The 14,877-nt window shown below is 74.3% G+C and carries 16 protein-coding genes; 3 read left to right on the top strand and 13 right to left on the bottom strand.

Annotated features, from left to right (window positions below):
- Positions 1-46: 46 nt before the first annotated feature.
- From IE329_RS33235 to IE329_RS33200, 8 genes are all read right to left on the bottom strand, one after another.
- A complete protein-coding gene (locus tag IE329_RS33235) occupies positions 47-493 on the bottom strand; it encodes an SMI1/KNR4 family protein (RefSeq protein ID WP_190214756.1) in 447 nt (148 codons plus the stop codon).
- Positions 494-674: 181 nt separating this feature from the next.
- A complete protein-coding gene (locus IE329_RS33230) occupies positions 675-1,574 on the bottom strand; it encodes a YwqG family protein (protein WP_190214755.1) in 900 nt (299 codons plus the stop codon).
- A gap of 634 nt (positions 1,575-2,208) precedes the next feature.
- On the bottom strand, positions 2,209-3,549 hold the full coding sequence (locus IE329_RS33225) for a hypothetical protein (RefSeq protein ID WP_190214754.1): 1,341 nt from the start codon (positions 3,547-3,549) through the stop codon (positions 2,209-2,211).
- A 325-nt stretch (positions 3,550-3,874) separates the two neighbouring features.
- The gene (locus IE329_RS33220) at positions 3,875-4,330 is read right to left on the bottom strand and encodes a hypothetical protein (RefSeq protein ID WP_190214753.1); all 456 of its coding nucleotides are present in this window, start codon (positions 4,328-4,330) and stop codon (positions 3,875-3,877) included.
- An 89-nt stretch (positions 4,331-4,419) separates the two neighbouring features.
- A complete protein-coding gene (locus IE329_RS33215; RefSeq protein ID WP_229927961.1) occupies positions 4,420-4,812 on the bottom strand; it encodes a hypothetical protein in 393 nt (130 codons plus the stop codon).
- 158 nt (positions 4,813-4,970) lie between these two features.
- On the bottom strand, positions 4,971-6,158 hold the full coding sequence (locus tag IE329_RS33210) for an RICIN domain-containing protein (RefSeq protein ID WP_190214752.1): 1,188 nt from the start codon (positions 6,156-6,158) through the stop codon (positions 4,971-4,973).
- Between the two features lie 307 nt (positions 6,159-6,465).
- Complete coding sequence (locus IE329_RS33205; RefSeq protein ID WP_190214751.1) at positions 6,466-6,798, bottom strand: hypothetical protein; 333 nt, start codon at positions 6,796-6,798, stop codon at positions 6,466-6,468.
- Positions 6,789-6,950: a hypothetical protein gene (locus IE329_RS33200; RefSeq protein WP_190214750.1), complete on the bottom strand. Its 162-nt coding sequence runs from the start codon at positions 6,948-6,950 to the stop codon at positions 6,789-6,791. Before IE329_RS33200 ends, IE329_RS33205 begins: the two co-directional genes overlap by 10 nt.
- A gap of 414 nt (positions 6,951-7,364) precedes the next feature.
- Between IE329_RS33200 and IE329_RS33195 the strand changes: the two genes are divergently transcribed.
- Positions 7,365-8,339 carry a helix-turn-helix transcriptional regulator gene (locus tag IE329_RS33195; RefSeq protein WP_190214749.1) on the top strand — a complete coding sequence of 325 codons (975 nt, stop codon included), beginning with the start codon at positions 7,365-7,367 and terminating at the stop codon, positions 8,337-8,339.
- A gap of 564 nt (positions 8,340-8,903) precedes the next feature.
- Positions 8,904-9,317, top strand: a complete 414-nt coding sequence (locus tag IE329_RS33190) for a hypothetical protein (protein ID WP_190214748.1) — start codon at positions 8,904-8,906, stop codon at positions 9,315-9,317.
- A 225-nt stretch (positions 9,318-9,542) separates the two neighbouring features.
- Here IE329_RS33190 and IE329_RS33185 read toward each other — a convergent pair whose 3' ends face one another.
- Together IE329_RS33185 and IE329_RS33180 are read right to left on the bottom strand one after the other, a co-directional pair.
- On the bottom strand, positions 9,543-9,977 hold the full coding sequence (locus IE329_RS33185; protein WP_190214747.1) for a hypothetical protein: 435 nt from the start codon (positions 9,975-9,977) through the stop codon (positions 9,543-9,545).
- Between the two features lie 132 nt (positions 9,978-10,109).
- Positions 10,110-10,910, bottom strand: coding sequence for an SDR family NAD(P)-dependent oxidoreductase (locus tag IE329_RS33180; protein ID WP_190214746.1), 801 nt, complete (start codon positions 10,908-10,910; stop codon positions 10,110-10,112).
- 288 nt (positions 10,911-11,198) lie between these two features.
- On the opposite strand from IE329_RS33180, the gene IE329_RS33175 reads away from it, so the two are divergent.
- Positions 11,199-11,849, top strand: a complete 651-nt coding sequence (locus tag IE329_RS33175; protein WP_229927960.1) for a TetR/AcrR family transcriptional regulator — start codon at positions 11,199-11,201, stop codon at positions 11,847-11,849.
- A gap of 195 nt (positions 11,850-12,044) precedes the next feature.
- Here IE329_RS33175 and IE329_RS33170 read toward each other — a convergent pair whose 3' ends face one another.
- The 3 genes from IE329_RS33170 to IE329_RS33160 all read right to left on the bottom strand — a co-directional run bounded on the left by IE329_RS33170 (position 12,045) and on the right by IE329_RS33160 (position 14,710).
- Positions 12,045-13,652, bottom strand: coding sequence for a hypothetical protein (locus IE329_RS33170; RefSeq protein WP_190214744.1), 1,608 nt, complete (start codon positions 13,650-13,652; stop codon positions 12,045-12,047).
- A gap of 390 nt (positions 13,653-14,042) precedes the next feature.
- Positions 14,043-14,207 carry a hypothetical protein gene (locus IE329_RS33165; protein WP_190214743.1) on the bottom strand — a complete coding sequence of 55 codons (165 nt, stop codon included), beginning with the start codon at positions 14,205-14,207 and terminating at the stop codon, positions 14,043-14,045.
- A 149-nt stretch (positions 14,208-14,356) separates the two neighbouring features.
- Entirely contained in the window at positions 14,357-14,710 is a 354-nt protein-coding gene (locus IE329_RS33160) for a hypothetical protein (RefSeq protein WP_190214742.1), read from the bottom strand.
- Between the last annotated feature and the right edge of the window lie 167 nt (positions 14,711-14,877).

Below are 14,877 nucleotides of genomic sequence, written 5' to 3'. Positions count from 1 at the left end.
CGCGGCCGGCAGGACGGCCGGCTCCCGACAGGCTTCTCCCCATGTGTCATCGAAGTCCCCGGAACCAGTCCCCTCCGGGGCCGGCCAAGCTTTTCTGCAGGTAGTCCTTGAGGCCGTACGACACCAGCCATCGTCCGTCCGTCTCATGCTCCCAGACGAAGACCTCATGGTCCCGCTCGGGAATTCTGACGAATCCGAAAAGGTCGCCCCCCGGGCCTCCTCCGAAGAAGAGGATCGGCTCGAACGGCATGTAGAGATCGCGGAACTCGACAGTGCCGCGGAGTGCTTTGTTCTCCTCCACCATGGCCTTCAGGTTCCACACCACCGGCAGGCCGTGGCGGCCGGAAATTCCGTCGGTCTCCAGGAGCAGGGATGCCAGCTTGGCCGGAATTCGGCATCCGAGGGCCCTCTCGGCCTCCGCCAACTGCCCCGGCAGCACGGGATCGCGGACCTCGATACCGGCGTCCAGGGAGCGCGCATATTCGACCCACATCAACTTTTCCAATCCCGGTGGCCGTCAGCCGGCCCCGGTGCCACGGAGCCCTGCCGGCGGCCCGGCCGGCCGAAAGTGGGGAGGGCGGCGGGCCGCAGTCGGCCGGGGCGGCGGAAGGCCAGGAGACCTTGCGACTCCCCACTGAGGTCACCGGTCCGGTGTCTGGCGCGGTCGCGCTGCCTCACGAACAGTCCCAGTGGTGGCCGACCGGACGGTCCGGGCACGACCTGCACTCGAAGATGTAGACGCCGCCCGCGTCCCCGAACATCACCTGGGCGGGACTGTGCGCGCCGCGGCTCCCGGTGGCGTCGCGGCGCTCCTCGCCGGTCTCGCTGTCGCGGTCCTCCAGCGGGAGCCAGGTGCGGTACGACATGCCGTCATACTCCCAGCTGGTCACCGTCAGGAGATGGTCCATCGTCCGCCCGCAGGCCGGGCAGTCCGGCCAGCCGGGTTCCTGGGTCCAGCTCGGGTATCCGCCGAGCTTGATCCCCGGGGCTTCGGCCAGGTGGTAGCTGTACCACAGGCCGGTGCGGGCCTTCAGTTCCTCCATCCGGACCCTCAGTGCGTCGCTCACCTCCTCCGGCATGTCCCAGCTCGGGTAGTCGGTCACCGGCTCGGGGTGCAGGACGCACGGGGCCGGGATGCTGTCCCCGGGGGCCGTGGCGACGGTCGACGGCGCGGTGTCGAGGACCGGGCCCACCGCGTCGGAACTGCGCCAGAGCACCCGGGGTGTAGGCGCCGGGCAGAGGTCGACGATGAACGGGCACCAGAGCACCTGGAGCAGGTCCGTCCCGGCAGGGAAGTCGAGTTGGGGGACGTCCCGGCGGTGGATCTGGACGACGGGCACCATGGGCACCGGCCCCTGCGTCGCGGGTTCGCCCCAGTGCCCGGGGTGGCTCGTGCCCGGACAGAGCGGCCACGGCTCGTCGGCGGGCCACAGCAGCGGCCCGCCGACCGAGCTCTCGGTCGGGGACGGGCTTCCGGCCCGGGGATGGAGGCGTATCGCGTCGCGGCGCAGCGGCACCAGTTCGGGGAAGAGCTGCTCCACATCTACGCGGCGTGGCGGGGTCGTGCGGGCCATCGTCGTCTCCAGGGTGCGGTGTGCCGGGGCGGGGGGGTCGCCACGGGTGCGTGTTTCGGCGGGAGTAGAGCTCGATGCGCCCCGTGGCGAGGAGGTGAAGTGAGCTCTGAGCAGGTCTCGGCTTCGTCCGTTGCGGCGCGGCGGGCAGAGCGCGCGCAGGGGATCGGGGTCAGGCTGCCGTGCGCGTCCTGGCCGCCGTGGCGGCGGGCATGAGCACCGTGCCGGGCGTCGCACCGTCCACGCCGACAGTGCGCTCGCGTGCGGCTGCCGGTACCGGGCCGGCCACCACCGGTGCCGGGAGGAGGGGATCCACTTCCGGGGACCGGTCCGCCCGATCACGTACCGACTCGGCCGGACGACCGATCGACTCAGCGTTCATGGCTCTGATTCCACCACGTCGTACCGACACCCCGAACGGAACCGGCACTCGGTCGACGGGGCCCGACGTGGTGTCCCAGTGGTACCGGGCCCGCCGGCGGCTAACGGGCGGCGGCCGGACGGCGGCCTCCTGGTGCAGATGAAAGATCATCAGGACTTTGAATCAGCCGGGCCCCCGGGGGGGCGGCGCGGCCCGGCAACCGGTGGCCGGCGGCGTCGTGCAGGAGATAGGGCTCCGGCGCGCGTCGTTGAACGGCTACCGGCCCTGTGCGGCATCGACCAGCCGGTGCATCACTGCCGGCGGCAGGGCCGGGTTGGCCGCGGCGGCGAACGCGCTGCCCGGAAGGGCGAGCCGTCGCAGCAGCTCCCCGGCGGGGAGCCTCGGGTCACGTACCGCCCAGACTCCCACCTCGGGGTCGTCGGCCAGCCGCAGGGGAAGTTCCGGGCCCGCTTCGGGGTCGTCGAGCGCGGCGTGCCGCAGTCGTGGATCGGGGTGGTCGGCGAAGCGGGCCAGGCCGGGCCGGGCGAAGTTGTGGTGGCGCCGCAGCGCGGACCAGTTCCGGTCCTGCGCCGTGGCGTACAGCTCCACCAGCAGCTCGTGCGGCGCGTCCTGGCAGTGGTCGCAGAGGATCCGCCGCACCCACGGGTCCTCGTCCGCGGCCAGCCGTGCCACCACGTCCTCCGGCAGGTGCGGCTGCATGGCGAGCACCCGCCGCAGTCCGGCGTGGGCCGACGCCGCGATCCGCCGTGCCGCCTCCGGCTCCCTCGCCCGCTCCCGGATCCAGTGCGGCGCCCGGGGCACGTCCGGCAACGTGTACGGGACCGCCGCGCGCTGCGCCTCGGTCAGGTCCTCCCGCATCGACAGGGCGAGCCGGACCTCCTCCTCGGGATCGTCGGCCAGCCGCAGGGCGAGCGCGAGCGGCACCTGCGGGTCGCCGGCAGCGTCCCGCCGGACATAGGGGTCGGTGTGCGCCACCCGCGCCCGGGCCGTCAGCGCCTCCGGCTCCTCCTCGACGCGCAACAGCTCGGCGATCCGCTCGGCCACCTGCGGGGAGGGATCGTCGAGCAGCCGCTCGCGTACCGGCGCCGCGAGCCGTTCCCACAGCTCCGGGCTCAGCATTCCGGCCCGTACCCCCGGGTCCTCGTCCTCGACGAGCCGGCGCTGCACGGCGGGAGGCAGCTCCGGACAGCCGGTGACCAGGCGCCTGACCCCCGGGTGCGCGTCCCCGGCCAGCACCTCCGGCACGCCTGCCGGGACCCGGCGTCCGAAGTCGGTGAGCAGGGCCGCGTACGCGAACCGGACCCGCGGCTCCACGTCGTGCGCGAGCGGCGCCAGCGCATCGGCGTCCGCGGTCGGATTCTGCACGACGTCCAGCCGGTACCGCATCCGGGGGGACGACACGGCGGCGGCGGTCGCCTCAGCGTCGAGCTCTCGCCAGGTGAGCCACAGCGGGTGCGCCGGCAGCTCCTCGAACTCCAGCAGCCGCCGCAGCACCGCCCCCGGCAATGCCGGATTGCACGCCAGCCCACGCAGCCACTCCCGTGCCAGGACCTCGTCCGCGCCGGCCCGTTCCAGGACCTCGTCCACCCCACTCATCGGGCCATTCTCACAGCCCGGCGTGTTGAGAAGGATTTGCCGGCCGCGGGGGCCCGTGAGGCGCATGGAGGCAGCCGGGCCCGTGAGTGGCCCGGCCTCCTCGAAGGTGCCGCCCGGCGGTGGGGATCGGGTGGTCGCGGGAAGGGGACCCCCGGGACGGACCTTCGGCTCCCACGCGCGGCCGGAGGGACGCTCGCCGGTGGGCGGGAGGGCAGGCGGGCGGCCCGGTGCGGCGCGAGGCCCGGCGCGAGCGGCGCGACGAACGGCCGGCAGCGGCCGGCTGACGAACAGCCGGGAGGGCTGAGTACGGCTGACGTCCGGACGTTCAGAGCGCGATCGGTCGGTACTCCAGGGCCTCGTGGAGGATCTGCTCCGCGGAAGCGTCCCGAAGCCCGGCCGGCGGATCGAACAGCAGGGCGCAGACCCGGGGATGCGGCACGTTGGCTTCGAGGAGGCGCAGGTAGTAGTCGCTCTCCAGGGAGGCCGCCAGCACTCTGCGGACGACTTCGGCAAGCTCGTCCCGGGTGACGTCCGGCACCCGGGGGCGAGCCGGGCGGGCGGCCTCCCTCGCGAAGTCCTCCAGGCTCCGGCTGCCGTCGTACTCGGCGAAGTCGGGGAATCCGTAGCCGTGTCCGGTCGTCGCGTTGAAGGCCATGATCGCCGCATCCGCGCCCTCGGCGCGCGCAGCCACCAGGTCAGCGATCCGCTCGATCTCGCGGCACACCTCATCCAGCCGTTCCCGGCTCACCGGCGGGGGCAGCAGCTCCGGTCTCAGGTCCATGACGGGATCATGCCGGCCGGCACCGACAGGCACCGGGAGCGGCCGCGGGCGGCCGCCCCCCTTCGCGAAGGAGCCGCCGACCGGGCGTCCTACGTCCTGGCGGCGTTCCGGGGCCACCACGAGCTGTCCCTGGCAAGGTCTTCGAGAGCCTGCAGTCTGTGCCCGATGTGCTCGACGAACTCGGCCGGCAGCCTGACGCCGTGGTCGAGGACGTAGTGGCCGAGTCCTTCCGGCCAGAGGTAGTAGCCGTCGGTGAGGTCGCGGGAACCGTTGACGCACGCACAGAGCCGGCACCTCGATACGCCCATCGAGAAGCCGGCGACCTGGCCGTGGTCCAGGTAGTCCGAGACCCAGTGCCGTTCCGACTCCTCCCACGCGGCATCGACAAGACCGGCGGGGTCCGGCAGCGTCCGGTTCTCGGGCGTGCCCCAGAAGCCCAGCAGCCTGACCGGGCGGCCGGTGTCCTCCCGCGGCTCGGACATGCCGGGAGGCTCTCACGCCGGGGGCCGACGCGTCACCCCGGCGTCAACTCCGTTGCTGTCGGCGGGCCCGCCGCCCAACCGCGTCCGCCCCGCCGAACCGCCCGGCGGGGCGAGCGGCAGGTGCGGGGACGGCGGTGCGGGTTGCGGGTTGCGGGTTGCTACAGGTCGGCGATGGTCCACTGCTGGGCGGCGGAGTTGTCGCACGTCCACACTCCCAGGGTCTTGAAGTCCTCGTCGTAGGTGAGGCAGTCCTGGTCGCTGATGCGGATCTGGTGGGTGCCGTTGTTCAGGGGAAGCACCTGCCACTTCTGGTTGGCGGTGTTCTTCCAGGGCTGGAGTTCGGCGGTGTAGCTCTTGGTGTTCTCGGTGAGGTCGAGGCCGAAGCCGTTGGTGATCTCGTAGCGGCCGCCGGCGACCGGCTTGAGCAGCCAGGTCGAGCCGCCCGGGGCGAGGGTGCCGGCGGAGACCGGTGAGCCGGCCGCGGACTTCAGGGACAGGGCGCCCAGGCCGTGGGCGGTCCGCAGGAACTTCGCGCCCCCGGTGAGGGAGGTGACGCCGGCGGTCACACCGGTGGCGGCGACGCGGGTGACGTTGTCGCCGCCGGCGCTGACGGGAGGCAGCAGCGGGGTGAGGGTTCCCTCGGGGCCGGTCGTCCCCCCGACGGCGGGGGTGGCTCCGGTGAGCAGTCCGCCGAGGTCGGTGACGGCGCCCATGGTGCCGGGGGCGCCCGGGGTGAGCGGGGCGCCCGAGGTGTTCCCGGACACGGCCGGGACGGGGGCGGGGGCGGGGTTGAAGGTGACGGTGCCGCCGTTGCGGGTGTAGTAGCCCGAGAATCCCCAGTTGACCCAGCCGCCGTCGCCGGGGTTGGTGAAGGTGCCCCCGCCGGTGAAGGCCCAGACGCGGTAGGTCTGGTCCTCGCGTGAGGTCACGTCGTGGTACGTCACGTCGGCCTGGCCGATGACGCCCTGCAGGTTCGCGGCGTAGGGGTGGGTGAACCACGGGTCGCCGAACGCGTTGTCCCCGGCGACGTCGAACACCATGATGTTGGCGTAGCCGTTGCTCAGGGTGTTGAGCAGCGCGACGAGGTCCTGGACGAACTGCCCTCGTGCCCTGGCCGTGCGTTCGTGGTCGTCCTTGGCCGCGAGGATGCAGCCCACCCAGGCCGCCCAGGCGTCGGGCCCGGTGTGGCTGTCGTAGGGGTTGTTGCTGGGGCTGATGATGTTGGCCGCGTTGCAGGCCTGGTGGTTGCCGTCGTCGAGCGAGGCGGAGGCCGTGGGGGCGAACGCCAGCGCGGAGGCGAGGACGGCTGCGGCGAGCGAGGCGGATACTGCGGCCCTTGCGGTCATGGCGGTTTCTCCTGGGAACGGTGAGCGGCGGAAGGCGGGTCGCGCCGGTTGCGGACGGCGACGGGCGGCCCCGTGCCGGCGGCGCGGTGCGGCCGGTGGTGGCGGATGTCGTGCGGGGACGGCCGGCCCGGGAGGCGCCGGGCGTGCACCGGACGGGCGTGCACCGGACCGGCAGGCTGCGACGCCGGACGGGGCAGGCGGTGGGTGGTGCCGACGGTGGCGGGACCCGTGGTGGTGCCCGCGGGAGGTGACGGTGGGTCGGCGGGACGGCTGTCCTGCAGGAACAGCGGTCGCCGGGGCCGGACCGTCAGGACGCTGCGGCGTCCGGCCGGGCTGCGGGCGGACCGGCCGGCAGATAGCGCTCGCGCATCAGGGCCGAGGCCTGGTGGCAACGGGCCAGGAGCCGGCCGGCCCGGTGGAGGTGGTTCCGGGGGCCCGGGGCGGTCTCGCGGGTCCGGAGGTAGAGGAGGAGGTCGAGGCGGCCGGGTCCGGCGTTCGCGCTGACGTGCTCCAGGTCGTCGCCGGGGCGGGCGTGGGCCCACAGGATGTCGACGACGTCAGCGGCCTCGGCGGGATGCGCCGGGGTGCCGGGCCGGCGGGTCAGGGAGAGGTAGACGATGTCCAACCGGCTCAGCCCCACTGCAGGACGCTGGGCGTGACGGTGGCACCGGCGGACGGGACGGTGGCGGGCGCCGGGGCCGGGACGCTCTCGGCGGCCGCGGTGGCGGCGGGGAGCAGGGCGAGGGCGAGGGCGGCGATCGCGGCGGCCTGGACGAGGCGGGTGCGGATCATGCTGGTTCTCCTTGATGACGAAGGGGTTCATGTCCGGTGCGGTGTCGGTTGATTGACACGTCGGCCGGTTGCCGCCGCCTGGGGTGTTCCCGTTCGGCTGTGACCCCAGCTTGGCGGCGGGGGCGGCCCTGCCGACAGGTGTCCGGGGCGTCCTGAAGCGGTCCTGCCGCTTTAGGACGCGGTGACATGAGCGCGTCAGAAATGAGGGTGCCGACCATGTCCGCCCGCCCGCGGCGCCTGCCCGGCCGGCCCTGTCCGCGCCGGCCCGCGGGGCCCCTCGGCGATGCCCGGCCGGCGGCGCAGGCCGCGATCCACCCCCGGAGATCGATCTTGAAGCGCGGATGTGCAGGTGCCATCATCGGGCGCACCAGGTGTCGCCAGGGGGCCGCGCCACTACTGGCGGGACACGCTGAGATGCTGGAAACACTCGGGCTGAGCGCCGCGGCGGCGGCCGTCTACCGGAGCATGCTCGACCACCCCGCGGCGGGGGTCGAGGAGATCGCCGCCCTCTGCCGCCTGACACCCGTCCAGGTCCACGACGGCCTCGACGAACTCGCCGGGCTCCTGCTGGTACGGGCCTCCAGCGAGCATCCCGGACGGATGCGCGCCGTCGACCCCGAGATCGGCCTGGCCGACATCCTCGCCCGCCAGGAGGCCGACCTCGCCGCCCGCCAGGCCCAGCTCGCCACCTCGCGCGCCGCCGTCGTCCACATGGTCGCCGAACGCACCGCCGCCGACCGCGCCCCCGGCACCCGCCTGTTGGGCATGGACGCCATCCACGCCCGCCTCGAAGAGATGGGACGCTCCGCCGTGCGGGAGGTCCTCGGCGTCCACCCCGGCGCGGGCCACCGCCCCGAGGACCTCGCTGCCGCCCGCGCCGCCGACGCACCCGCCCTGGCCCGCGGCGTCACCATGAAGGGCCTCTACCAGGACTCCACCCGCAACGACCCCCACACCACCGCCTTCGCCCACTGGCTGCTGGCCAACGGCAGCGAAGTGCGCACCGCCCCGGTCCTGCCCCAGCGCCTGGTCATCGTCGACCGCACCCAGGCACTGGTCCCCATCGACCCCGCCGACAGCCGCAAGGGCGCCCTGCACATCACCGAACCCGGTGTCCTCGCCGCCCTCATCGACCTCTTCGAACAGGCCTGGTCGACCGCCGTCCCCCTCGGCGCCACCCGCACCGAGGACCCGAAGACCGGCCTCACCGACACCGAGCGCGAACTCCTGCGCCTGCTCGCCACCGGCCTCACCGACGAAACCGCGAGCCAACGGCTCGGGCTCTCGCCCCGCACCGTCCGCCGCCACATGGCCTCCATCCTGGAGCGCCTCAACGCCACCAGCCGTTTCGAAGCAGGCATCAAAGCGGCCCAACGCGGCTGGCTCTGACCCGCCGTCGGACGGGGAGGAACCGGCCGTACGCCCGCCCGGCCGCGGCCGGCCCCTGCCCTTTCGGGCAGCAGCCGCCGGCCCCGGGGGGCAGCATCCGCCGGCCGCGAGGGCGGCATCCACCCGCGCGGACGGGCCGAACGCGCAGCGCAAATGGAGAGCGGACCGGCCCGGGCGCCGGTGTGCGATGCCCGTGCGTCAGGTGCCGGCGGCGGACGGGCGGGCGGGGCCCGCCGGTGGGGAATTCGTTCGCCGCTCCCGCGCCGGGGCTCTAGCATGTCCGCCGGGACGGCCGGACAGGGCCTGCCGCCCGTACCGGGACGGGATCAGATCTTCAGCCGCAGCACCCGACACCACATCGAGCGTGGCCAGGCGTACCGGGAGGCCAGGACCCGGGACGGTGCGCTGCCGGCCGTGATCCAGGTACAGGATGTCCCGCCCACCGGCCCGGTCGTCGTGATCGATGCCCGGACAGGGCGTCCACGCCGTCCGGTTGCTCCCTGGCATCTCCACCCCTACGCCCGTACCCGCGCCGGCACCCGGCTGCGCAGCGGGTGGGTCTTCATGAGCCCCGGTGAGCACCTTGCCGAGTACCTCGATCGCGCGCTGCCCGGCACGGGCGCTGCCGGGCACGGCCGGGTGGGGGTGCGCGAGTACACCGTCAGCCCGGCGGCCGGCGTCGGCGGCACCGTCGTGCTCTGGAACTCCGGGGACGTCACGGCCGCCATCGCCGCGCTCGCCGTCATCGACTGGCACTGCGACGACATCACCGAGGCCGGCGGCCGCCCCGAACTGCGGGTCCGCCACCGGGGCGCGGACCTGTGCCCGGCGGCCGGCCGGGGGGACGGCACCCGCCTGCTGTGCGCCCGGCCCCGCGGCCACCGAGGCGACCACGAGGACCCGAGCTTCGGGACGCTCTGGCCGGAGGGGCCGGTGCCACGGCGGCCCGCCGGAGCCGGCGGCGGGCCGCGTACCTAGCCGGTCCGGGCACGCGCCGTCAGGACAGGCGCCGTCAGGGCACGCGCTGTCAGAGCACGCGCCGTCAGGGCACGCCGTTCGGGTCGGCGTCACCGTGACGGCCGTCCGGACGGCACCTGCGGCAGCGTGCGGACGGCCCGCCCGCCGGCCGTGGCAGCCGGCCGCCCCGTCCAGGTGCGCCGTGCCGTGCGTTGCCGCAGCAGCCGGCCGGGCAAAGGGCGCGCCTCAGCCGGGCAGGCCGGTGTCGCGGTAGTGGAAGCCGTCGTCCGGGCCGCCGGTGAACACCACGGCGTCCTGGCCCAGCCCGAGGGCCCGCAGCAGGACGTCGAGCGCGCCGTCGGCGTCCTCGTGGGACCGGTGCAGCCACACCCACGTCTCGCTCTGCCCGTAGGTCATGAGGCTGAGCGCGAAGTGCCGCCGGTCGATCGTGAACACGGCGGCGTCCACCTCGCCGAGATCCTCCCAGCTGCGCTCCACGCTCAGGCGCAGCCGGGCCGCGAGGGCCTGCAGCGGCGGCCTGAGCCCGGCGATCATCCGGAAGGAGCCGGCTGCCGCCACCCAGAGGCCGCACTGCAGGGCCGGGTTCCGGCCCGAGCCGTAGGGCAGGCTGATGGCCGGCTGCCAGTCAGGTTCCGGCCCGGGTACGACGATCTCCGTCATGTGCGCACTCCCCCGCGTTCGTTCCCGTACACCCTCGGGCGCAGCGTAGCCGAATGCCGGGACGCGGCCCGGCGCCGCGTCGGGGCCGGGGACGGGGACGGGGACGGGAGCGGGAGCGGAACCGGGGCCGGTTCAGAAGGCGGAGCGGATGAGCCCGCCGTCCACGCGGATCGTCGCTCCGCTGATGTACTGGGCGTAGGTGCTGCACAGGTACGCCACCGCGGCCGCGATCTCGTCGGGCTCGCCGAACCGTCCCTGGTCGTTGGGGATGAGGGCCTCGACCGCGTTGGGCCGGATCTCGTCCCAGGTCCGGCCCCAGCCACGGGCGGGGCCGATCTGGGTGACGAGTTCCTTGGTGGCTTCGACGAGGATCGCGCCGGGCGAGACGACGTTCGACGTGACGCCCGTGCCCTTGAGGTCGCGGGCCAGCGACACCGCGAGGTTGTGGCGGGCCGCGAGGGTGGCGTTGTACTGGGGGTGGGTGTTCATCGGCTGGGAGGCCAGGCCGCCGCCGATGGTGACGACCCGGCCCCAACCGCGTTCGCGCATCGCGGGGACGAGGTGCTGGATCATCCGCACCCCCGAGACGACGTTGACGTTGTAGGTGTCGTTCCACTCCGCCGGTGTCGCCTCCGCCCACGACAGGTGACGGTAGAAGCCGGCGTTGTTGACGAGGATGTCCACGGGGCCGCCCGCGGTCGCCGCCCGGGCGGTCTCGGCGGCGCCCTCGTCGGTGGCCAGGTCGCCGAGCGCGGTGTCGGCCGTCCCGCCGGTCGCACGGATCGATGCCGCGACCGCTTCCACCCGGTCCTTGTCGCGCCCGTGGATCACCACGGCCGCCCCTTCCGCCGCCAGCAGCCTGGCGGTGGCCTCGCCGAGTCCGGCGCTCGAACCGGTCACCAGCGCGCGCTTGCCGAGGAGGTCGAGGTTCATCTGCTGCTTCCCTTCCAGGACCGGCCCCCGAACCCTGGTGGTCCGGTGGAACGGCCGCTGCAACAGCAAGTCTACACCTGTATACATAGCTGCCTCCGGCCTGCCCGGCCCGGCCTCCGGCAGCGGCGCGCCGCCAGGCGTGCCGGGCGGGCTGGCGGGCCGGACGTGGGGGCGTGCCGGGCCTGCGGGCGGAGTGTGGCCGGGAGAGGCCGCCGGGCCGTTGCGGATGCCGCGCGGCTGCCGGGCGCTCGTCCGCGACCGTGGGGGCCGGGCCGTATGCTCGGTCCCATGAGTGCCGCACAACCAGCCCGTCGGCGCGATGCCGCAGCGACGCGTGAAGCGATCCTCGCCGCAGCCGTCGTGGAGTTCACCGAGTACGGGTACGCCGGAGCCGGTGTCCGGCAGATCGCCGAGCGGGCGGGCGTGTCGGCGATGATGATCAACCGTTACTTCGGTTCCAAGCAGGGCCTGTTCGCCGAGGCGGTGGACCGCTCCTTCGGGCCGCCGACCGTGGTCGGCACCGAACGCCACGGCCTGACGCGCACCATGGCGCGGGCACTCGCCGAGAACACGGCACACGGCACCGAACACCTCGACCCGTTTCTGCTCACCCTGCGGTCCGCGTCCGACCCCGAGGCGGCGGACATCGTCCGGCAGGGCATCGAGGCCCACGTGGGCGCCCGCCTCGCCGGGCTGATCGGCGGCTCCGAGGCGGAGCTCCGCGCCCAGCTCGGGCTCGCCCTGACGGCCGGGACCTGGCTGTTGCGCGCCGTCGTGGGGACCCGGGCGCTGGCGGGCGTCGACAACGACCGGCTCGCCGAACTGCTGGCCGCCATGCTGGAGCCCGTCACCGAGGGGCCCGCCACCGAGGAGGCCGTCACCGAGGAGGCCGCCCGGCCCGGCCGGCCCGCCCCGGGCTCCGGCTCCGCTGCGCAGTAGCCGGACGCGGCGCCGCGGTTCGCGCGGCCCGTTCGCGCGGCCGTTCGCGCGGCCCGGTGCGGCCGCCCGGGCGGTGCGGCGCGCTCCCGCGGGGTGAACGCCGGGCGAGCCGGCCCGGGCCCCCCTTCGAGGAGGGCCGGGCCGGCTCGCGCCGCCGGCGGGATCAGGAGCGGTCAGGATCAGGAGCAGTCAGGGTCAGGAGGTGACGGTCGGCAGGCTCGCGGTCAGGGCGGCGGGAACGGTGACGACCTTCGCGAGGTCGTACTTGCCGGGGCCGAAGTCGGCGGCGGTCAGGGCCTTCTTGCCACCGTGACCGGTGACGAGCCAGACGGTGGCGCTGTCCGGGGAGACCAGGAGGGTGCCGTCGGCGGGGGCGGGCCTGGCGGCCGCGGCGGCGAGCCAGGTGCCGGGCGCCGCGACGAGGGGGGCGGCGTCGTAGTGCAGGGCGGTGTAGTCGGCGCCGCTGAGCGCGACGGCCTTGCCGCCGGCCATGACGTGGACGGTGGCGTTGGCGCCGGAGACGTCCTTGACGACCGTGCGGTCGGCCAGGGGCTTGGCGACGGCGGCGCCCAGCCAGGTCTCCGGGACACCCATCAGGGCCTGGCCGGCGTAGCCGTCCGCGGTCCACTCGCTGCCGGTGATCGGCAGCGCGGAGTTGTTGACCATCACGTAGATGCTCGGGTCGCCGCCCGACTGGCCGGTGACCAGCGTGCCGGTCGGCAGGACCGTCTGCTGGGCGGAGGCCAGCCAGGCGCCGGGGACGCCCATGTCGGGGCGGATGCTGTAGCCGTCCGCCGTCCACTCCGCGCCGGTGATCGGCAGCGCCGCTCCCCCGACGATCACGTAGCGGTTCGCACCGCCGCCCTGGTCGTGCACCACCGTTCCGGCCGGCAACGAGGCGGCCGTCGCGGCGTTCAGCCAGGAGGTCGGCACGCCCATGTCGGGGCGGATGCTGTAGCCGTCCGCCGTCCACTCCGCGCCGGTGATCGGCAGCGCCGCTCCCCCGACGATCACGTAGCGGTTCGCACCGCCGCCCTGGTCGTGCACCACCGTTCCGGCCGGCAACGAGCTGGGCAGGGCCCAGAACTTGGCGTCGTCCACCGTCACGACCTTGCTCATGTCGTACCCGTCCGGGGTGACGTCGGAGCCGGACACCGCCAGACCCGCACCGCTGATCATCAGCTTGACCGTCGGATCGCCGGAGGCCTTCACCAGGGTGCCGGTCGGCAGCGAGGCCGGGTCCGGGTAGGAGGTCGGGGAGGCGTCGACGATGTTGTTGTACCGGAAGCCGACGTAGTTCTGGGAGTTGAGGTAGCTGCGGCTGTAGGTCTTCCGCGACGCCTGGGTGCCCGACTGGGACTCGGTGTAGATGTTCGCCGAGGTGTGCGCGCCGTCCACCCAGCCGGCGAAGAGGATGACGTGGGTGTCGTACTGGGCGGTGGCGGGGTTGTAGCGGTCGAGCGCGTCGCCGGGCTTGAGGTCGTCGAAGCTCCCCAGCTGGGCGGAGACACCGGGCAGCGTCCAGGTGGTGCGGCTCTGGCCGAGGTGCCAGGACATGGAGACGTAGCCGGAGCAGTCGGGGCGGTAGGAGCCGTTGCTGTCGCTGTAGGTTCCCTGCTGGCTGTACCAGACGCCTTCGTCGACCCAGGACTGGGCACGGGCGAGGACCTCGGAGCGGGTGATCTGCCCGCCGACCGTCGAGATGCCCACCGCGTGGGCGCTGCCGGTGCTGAGGAGGCCGGCCCCCGCGGCGGTGACCAGGGCGGCGGACAGGGCGAGACGGGTGAAACGACGCGTCAACACGGAGATACTCCTGAAGGTCTGTGGGTCGGACGGGCATGGGCTGGACAGGTGTGTGCTCGTGCTGGGGCCACGGGGTGAGCCGGCCGGGCGCGATGAGCAGGAAGGCGGTGTACCGGCGCCCGACGGGACGAGGGCCGCGACCGGGACACCGGCTGCCCTGCAGGCACAGCGGGTGAACGGGCGGGACCGTCCGGAGCACGGCGCGGCACGCGGTGAAGCGGTGCAGCAGTGGACATGGCGCGGGCGGCGAGCGCGGTGAGCGCGGCGCGGGCGGCCCGGGGCAAGGGGGCGGCGCGGGGCGGTACGGGACGGTGCAGTGCGGTGCAGTGCAGTGCGGTGCAGGGCGGGACATGCGGCCCCGGCGCCTCGGGCCGGGGAGCCCGGTGCGGGCTACTGCCAGCCCATGCTGTCCTCGGTGGCGCCGGCGGTGGGCAGCGGTGCCGTGGTGGCGGACGGGTCCGCCTGGCCGGCGGCGGCGAGGGCCGGGGCCGTGAGGACGGCGGTGAGGGCGAGGGTGGCGACCGCGGCGGCCTGGGCGATACGGGTGCGGAGCATGACGGTGTTCCTTCCTGAGGAGGGCTCGGGTGAGGGGCTGTCACGGCTTTCGCGTCCCGCGGTGGCGCGTCGTCCGTTCTGCCTGCCGGCCGGTGTTCCCTGCTGGCGAGTACCAGCTTGGTCGCAGCTCAGGAGGGTTGGAAGGGCTGTCAGGTGGACGGATCGGGCCCTGGACGGATCGGGCCACCGCCGCCGGGGAGGCCGAGCAGGTGCTCGTAGAACGGGGTCACCATCGGGGCCCGGGCGGAGAGCAGTTGCCAGCCGGCCAGCCGGGGCAGGGTGTCGAAGGCGCGCCGGCACAGCCGCGCCGCACAGGCCTCCGCCTCCTCCAGGCTCGGGCTGAGCAGATAGAGGCCGAGGACGGGATCGGGCTCGGCGCGGGGGTGCACCGCGACGTGTTCGAGCCCGTCGGCGGGCATGGCGAAGGCCCGCAGCAGGCTGCCGGCCGAGGCATGCAGTTCCGCCCCGGCGGGCGCGCGCAGACGGGCGTGGACGAGATACATGCCCTCAACTGTCCCAAGCCGCCGGTTGTGCGGACCAGCGCGACGAACCGGACACTTCGGGCCATGGACGGAACCGGCCACCGCCCGGGGCCGGCCACGCCCCCGGGACGCCGGCCACCGCGGCCCCTCGGCCCCGGCCCCGGCCCCGCCACGGCCCCGCAACTGCC

The sequence above is a fragment of the Kitasatospora indigofera genome (assembly GCF_014655955.1).
Classification (GTDB): domain Bacteria; phylum Actinomycetota; class Actinomycetes; order Streptomycetales; family Streptomycetaceae; genus Kitasatospora; species Kitasatospora indigofera.
Note: the sequence above shows the minus strand (reverse complement) of the source record. Positions and strands in the feature narration are given on the sequence as shown.

Bases quoted from the DNA above. Each gene is read 5' to 3' on its own strand.
- IE329_RS33235 (WP_190214756.1), bottom strand. From the start codon at position 493: ATGTGGGTCGAATATGCGCGCTCCCTGGACGCCGGTATCGAGGTCCGC.
- IE329_RS33230 (WP_190214755.1), bottom strand. From the start codon at position 1,574: ATGGCCCGCACGACCCCGCCACGCCGCGTAGATGTGGAGCAGCTCTTC.
- IE329_RS33225 (WP_190214754.1), bottom strand. From the start codon at position 3,549: ATGAGTGGGGTGGACGAGGTCCTGGAACGGGCCGGCGCGGACGAGGTC.
- IE329_RS33220 (WP_190214753.1), bottom strand. From the start codon at position 4,330: ATGGACCTGAGACCGGAGCTGCTGCCCCCGCCGGTGAGCCGGGAACGG.
- IE329_RS33215 (WP_229927961.1), bottom strand. From the start codon at position 4,812: ATGTCCGAGCCGCGGGAGGACACCGGCCGCCCGGTCAGGCTGCTGGGC.
- IE329_RS33210 (WP_190214752.1), bottom strand. From the start codon at position 6,158: ATGACCGCAAGGGCCGCAGTATCCGCCTCGCTCGCCGCAGCCGTCCTC.
- IE329_RS33200 (WP_190214750.1), bottom strand. From the start codon at position 6,950: ATGATCCGCACCCGCCTCGTCCAGGCCGCCGCGATCGCCGCCCTCGCC.
- IE329_RS33195 (WP_190214749.1), top strand. From the start codon at position 7,365: ATGCTGGAAACACTCGGGCTGAGCGCCGCGGCGGCGGCCGTCTACCGG.
- IE329_RS33190 (WP_190214748.1), top strand. From the start codon at position 8,904: ATGAGCCCCGGTGAGCACCTTGCCGAGTACCTCGATCGCGCGCTGCCC.
- IE329_RS33185 (WP_190214747.1), bottom strand. From the start codon at position 9,977: ATGACGGAGATCGTCGTACCCGGGCCGGAACCTGACTGGCAGCCGGCC.
- IE329_RS33180 (WP_190214746.1), bottom strand. From the start codon at position 10,910: ATGAACCTCGACCTCCTCGGCAAGCGCGCGCTGGTGACCGGTTCGAGC.
- IE329_RS33175 (WP_229927960.1), top strand. From the start codon at position 11,199: ATGAGTGCCGCACAACCAGCCCGTCGGCGCGATGCCGCAGCGACGCGT.
- IE329_RS33165 (WP_190214743.1), bottom strand. From the start codon at position 14,207: ATGCTCCGCACCCGTATCGCCCAGGCCGCCGCGGTCGCCACCCTCGCC.
- IE329_RS33160 (WP_190214742.1), bottom strand. From the start codon at position 14,710: ATGTATCTCGTCCACGCCCGTCTGCGCGCGCCCGCCGGGGCGGAACTG.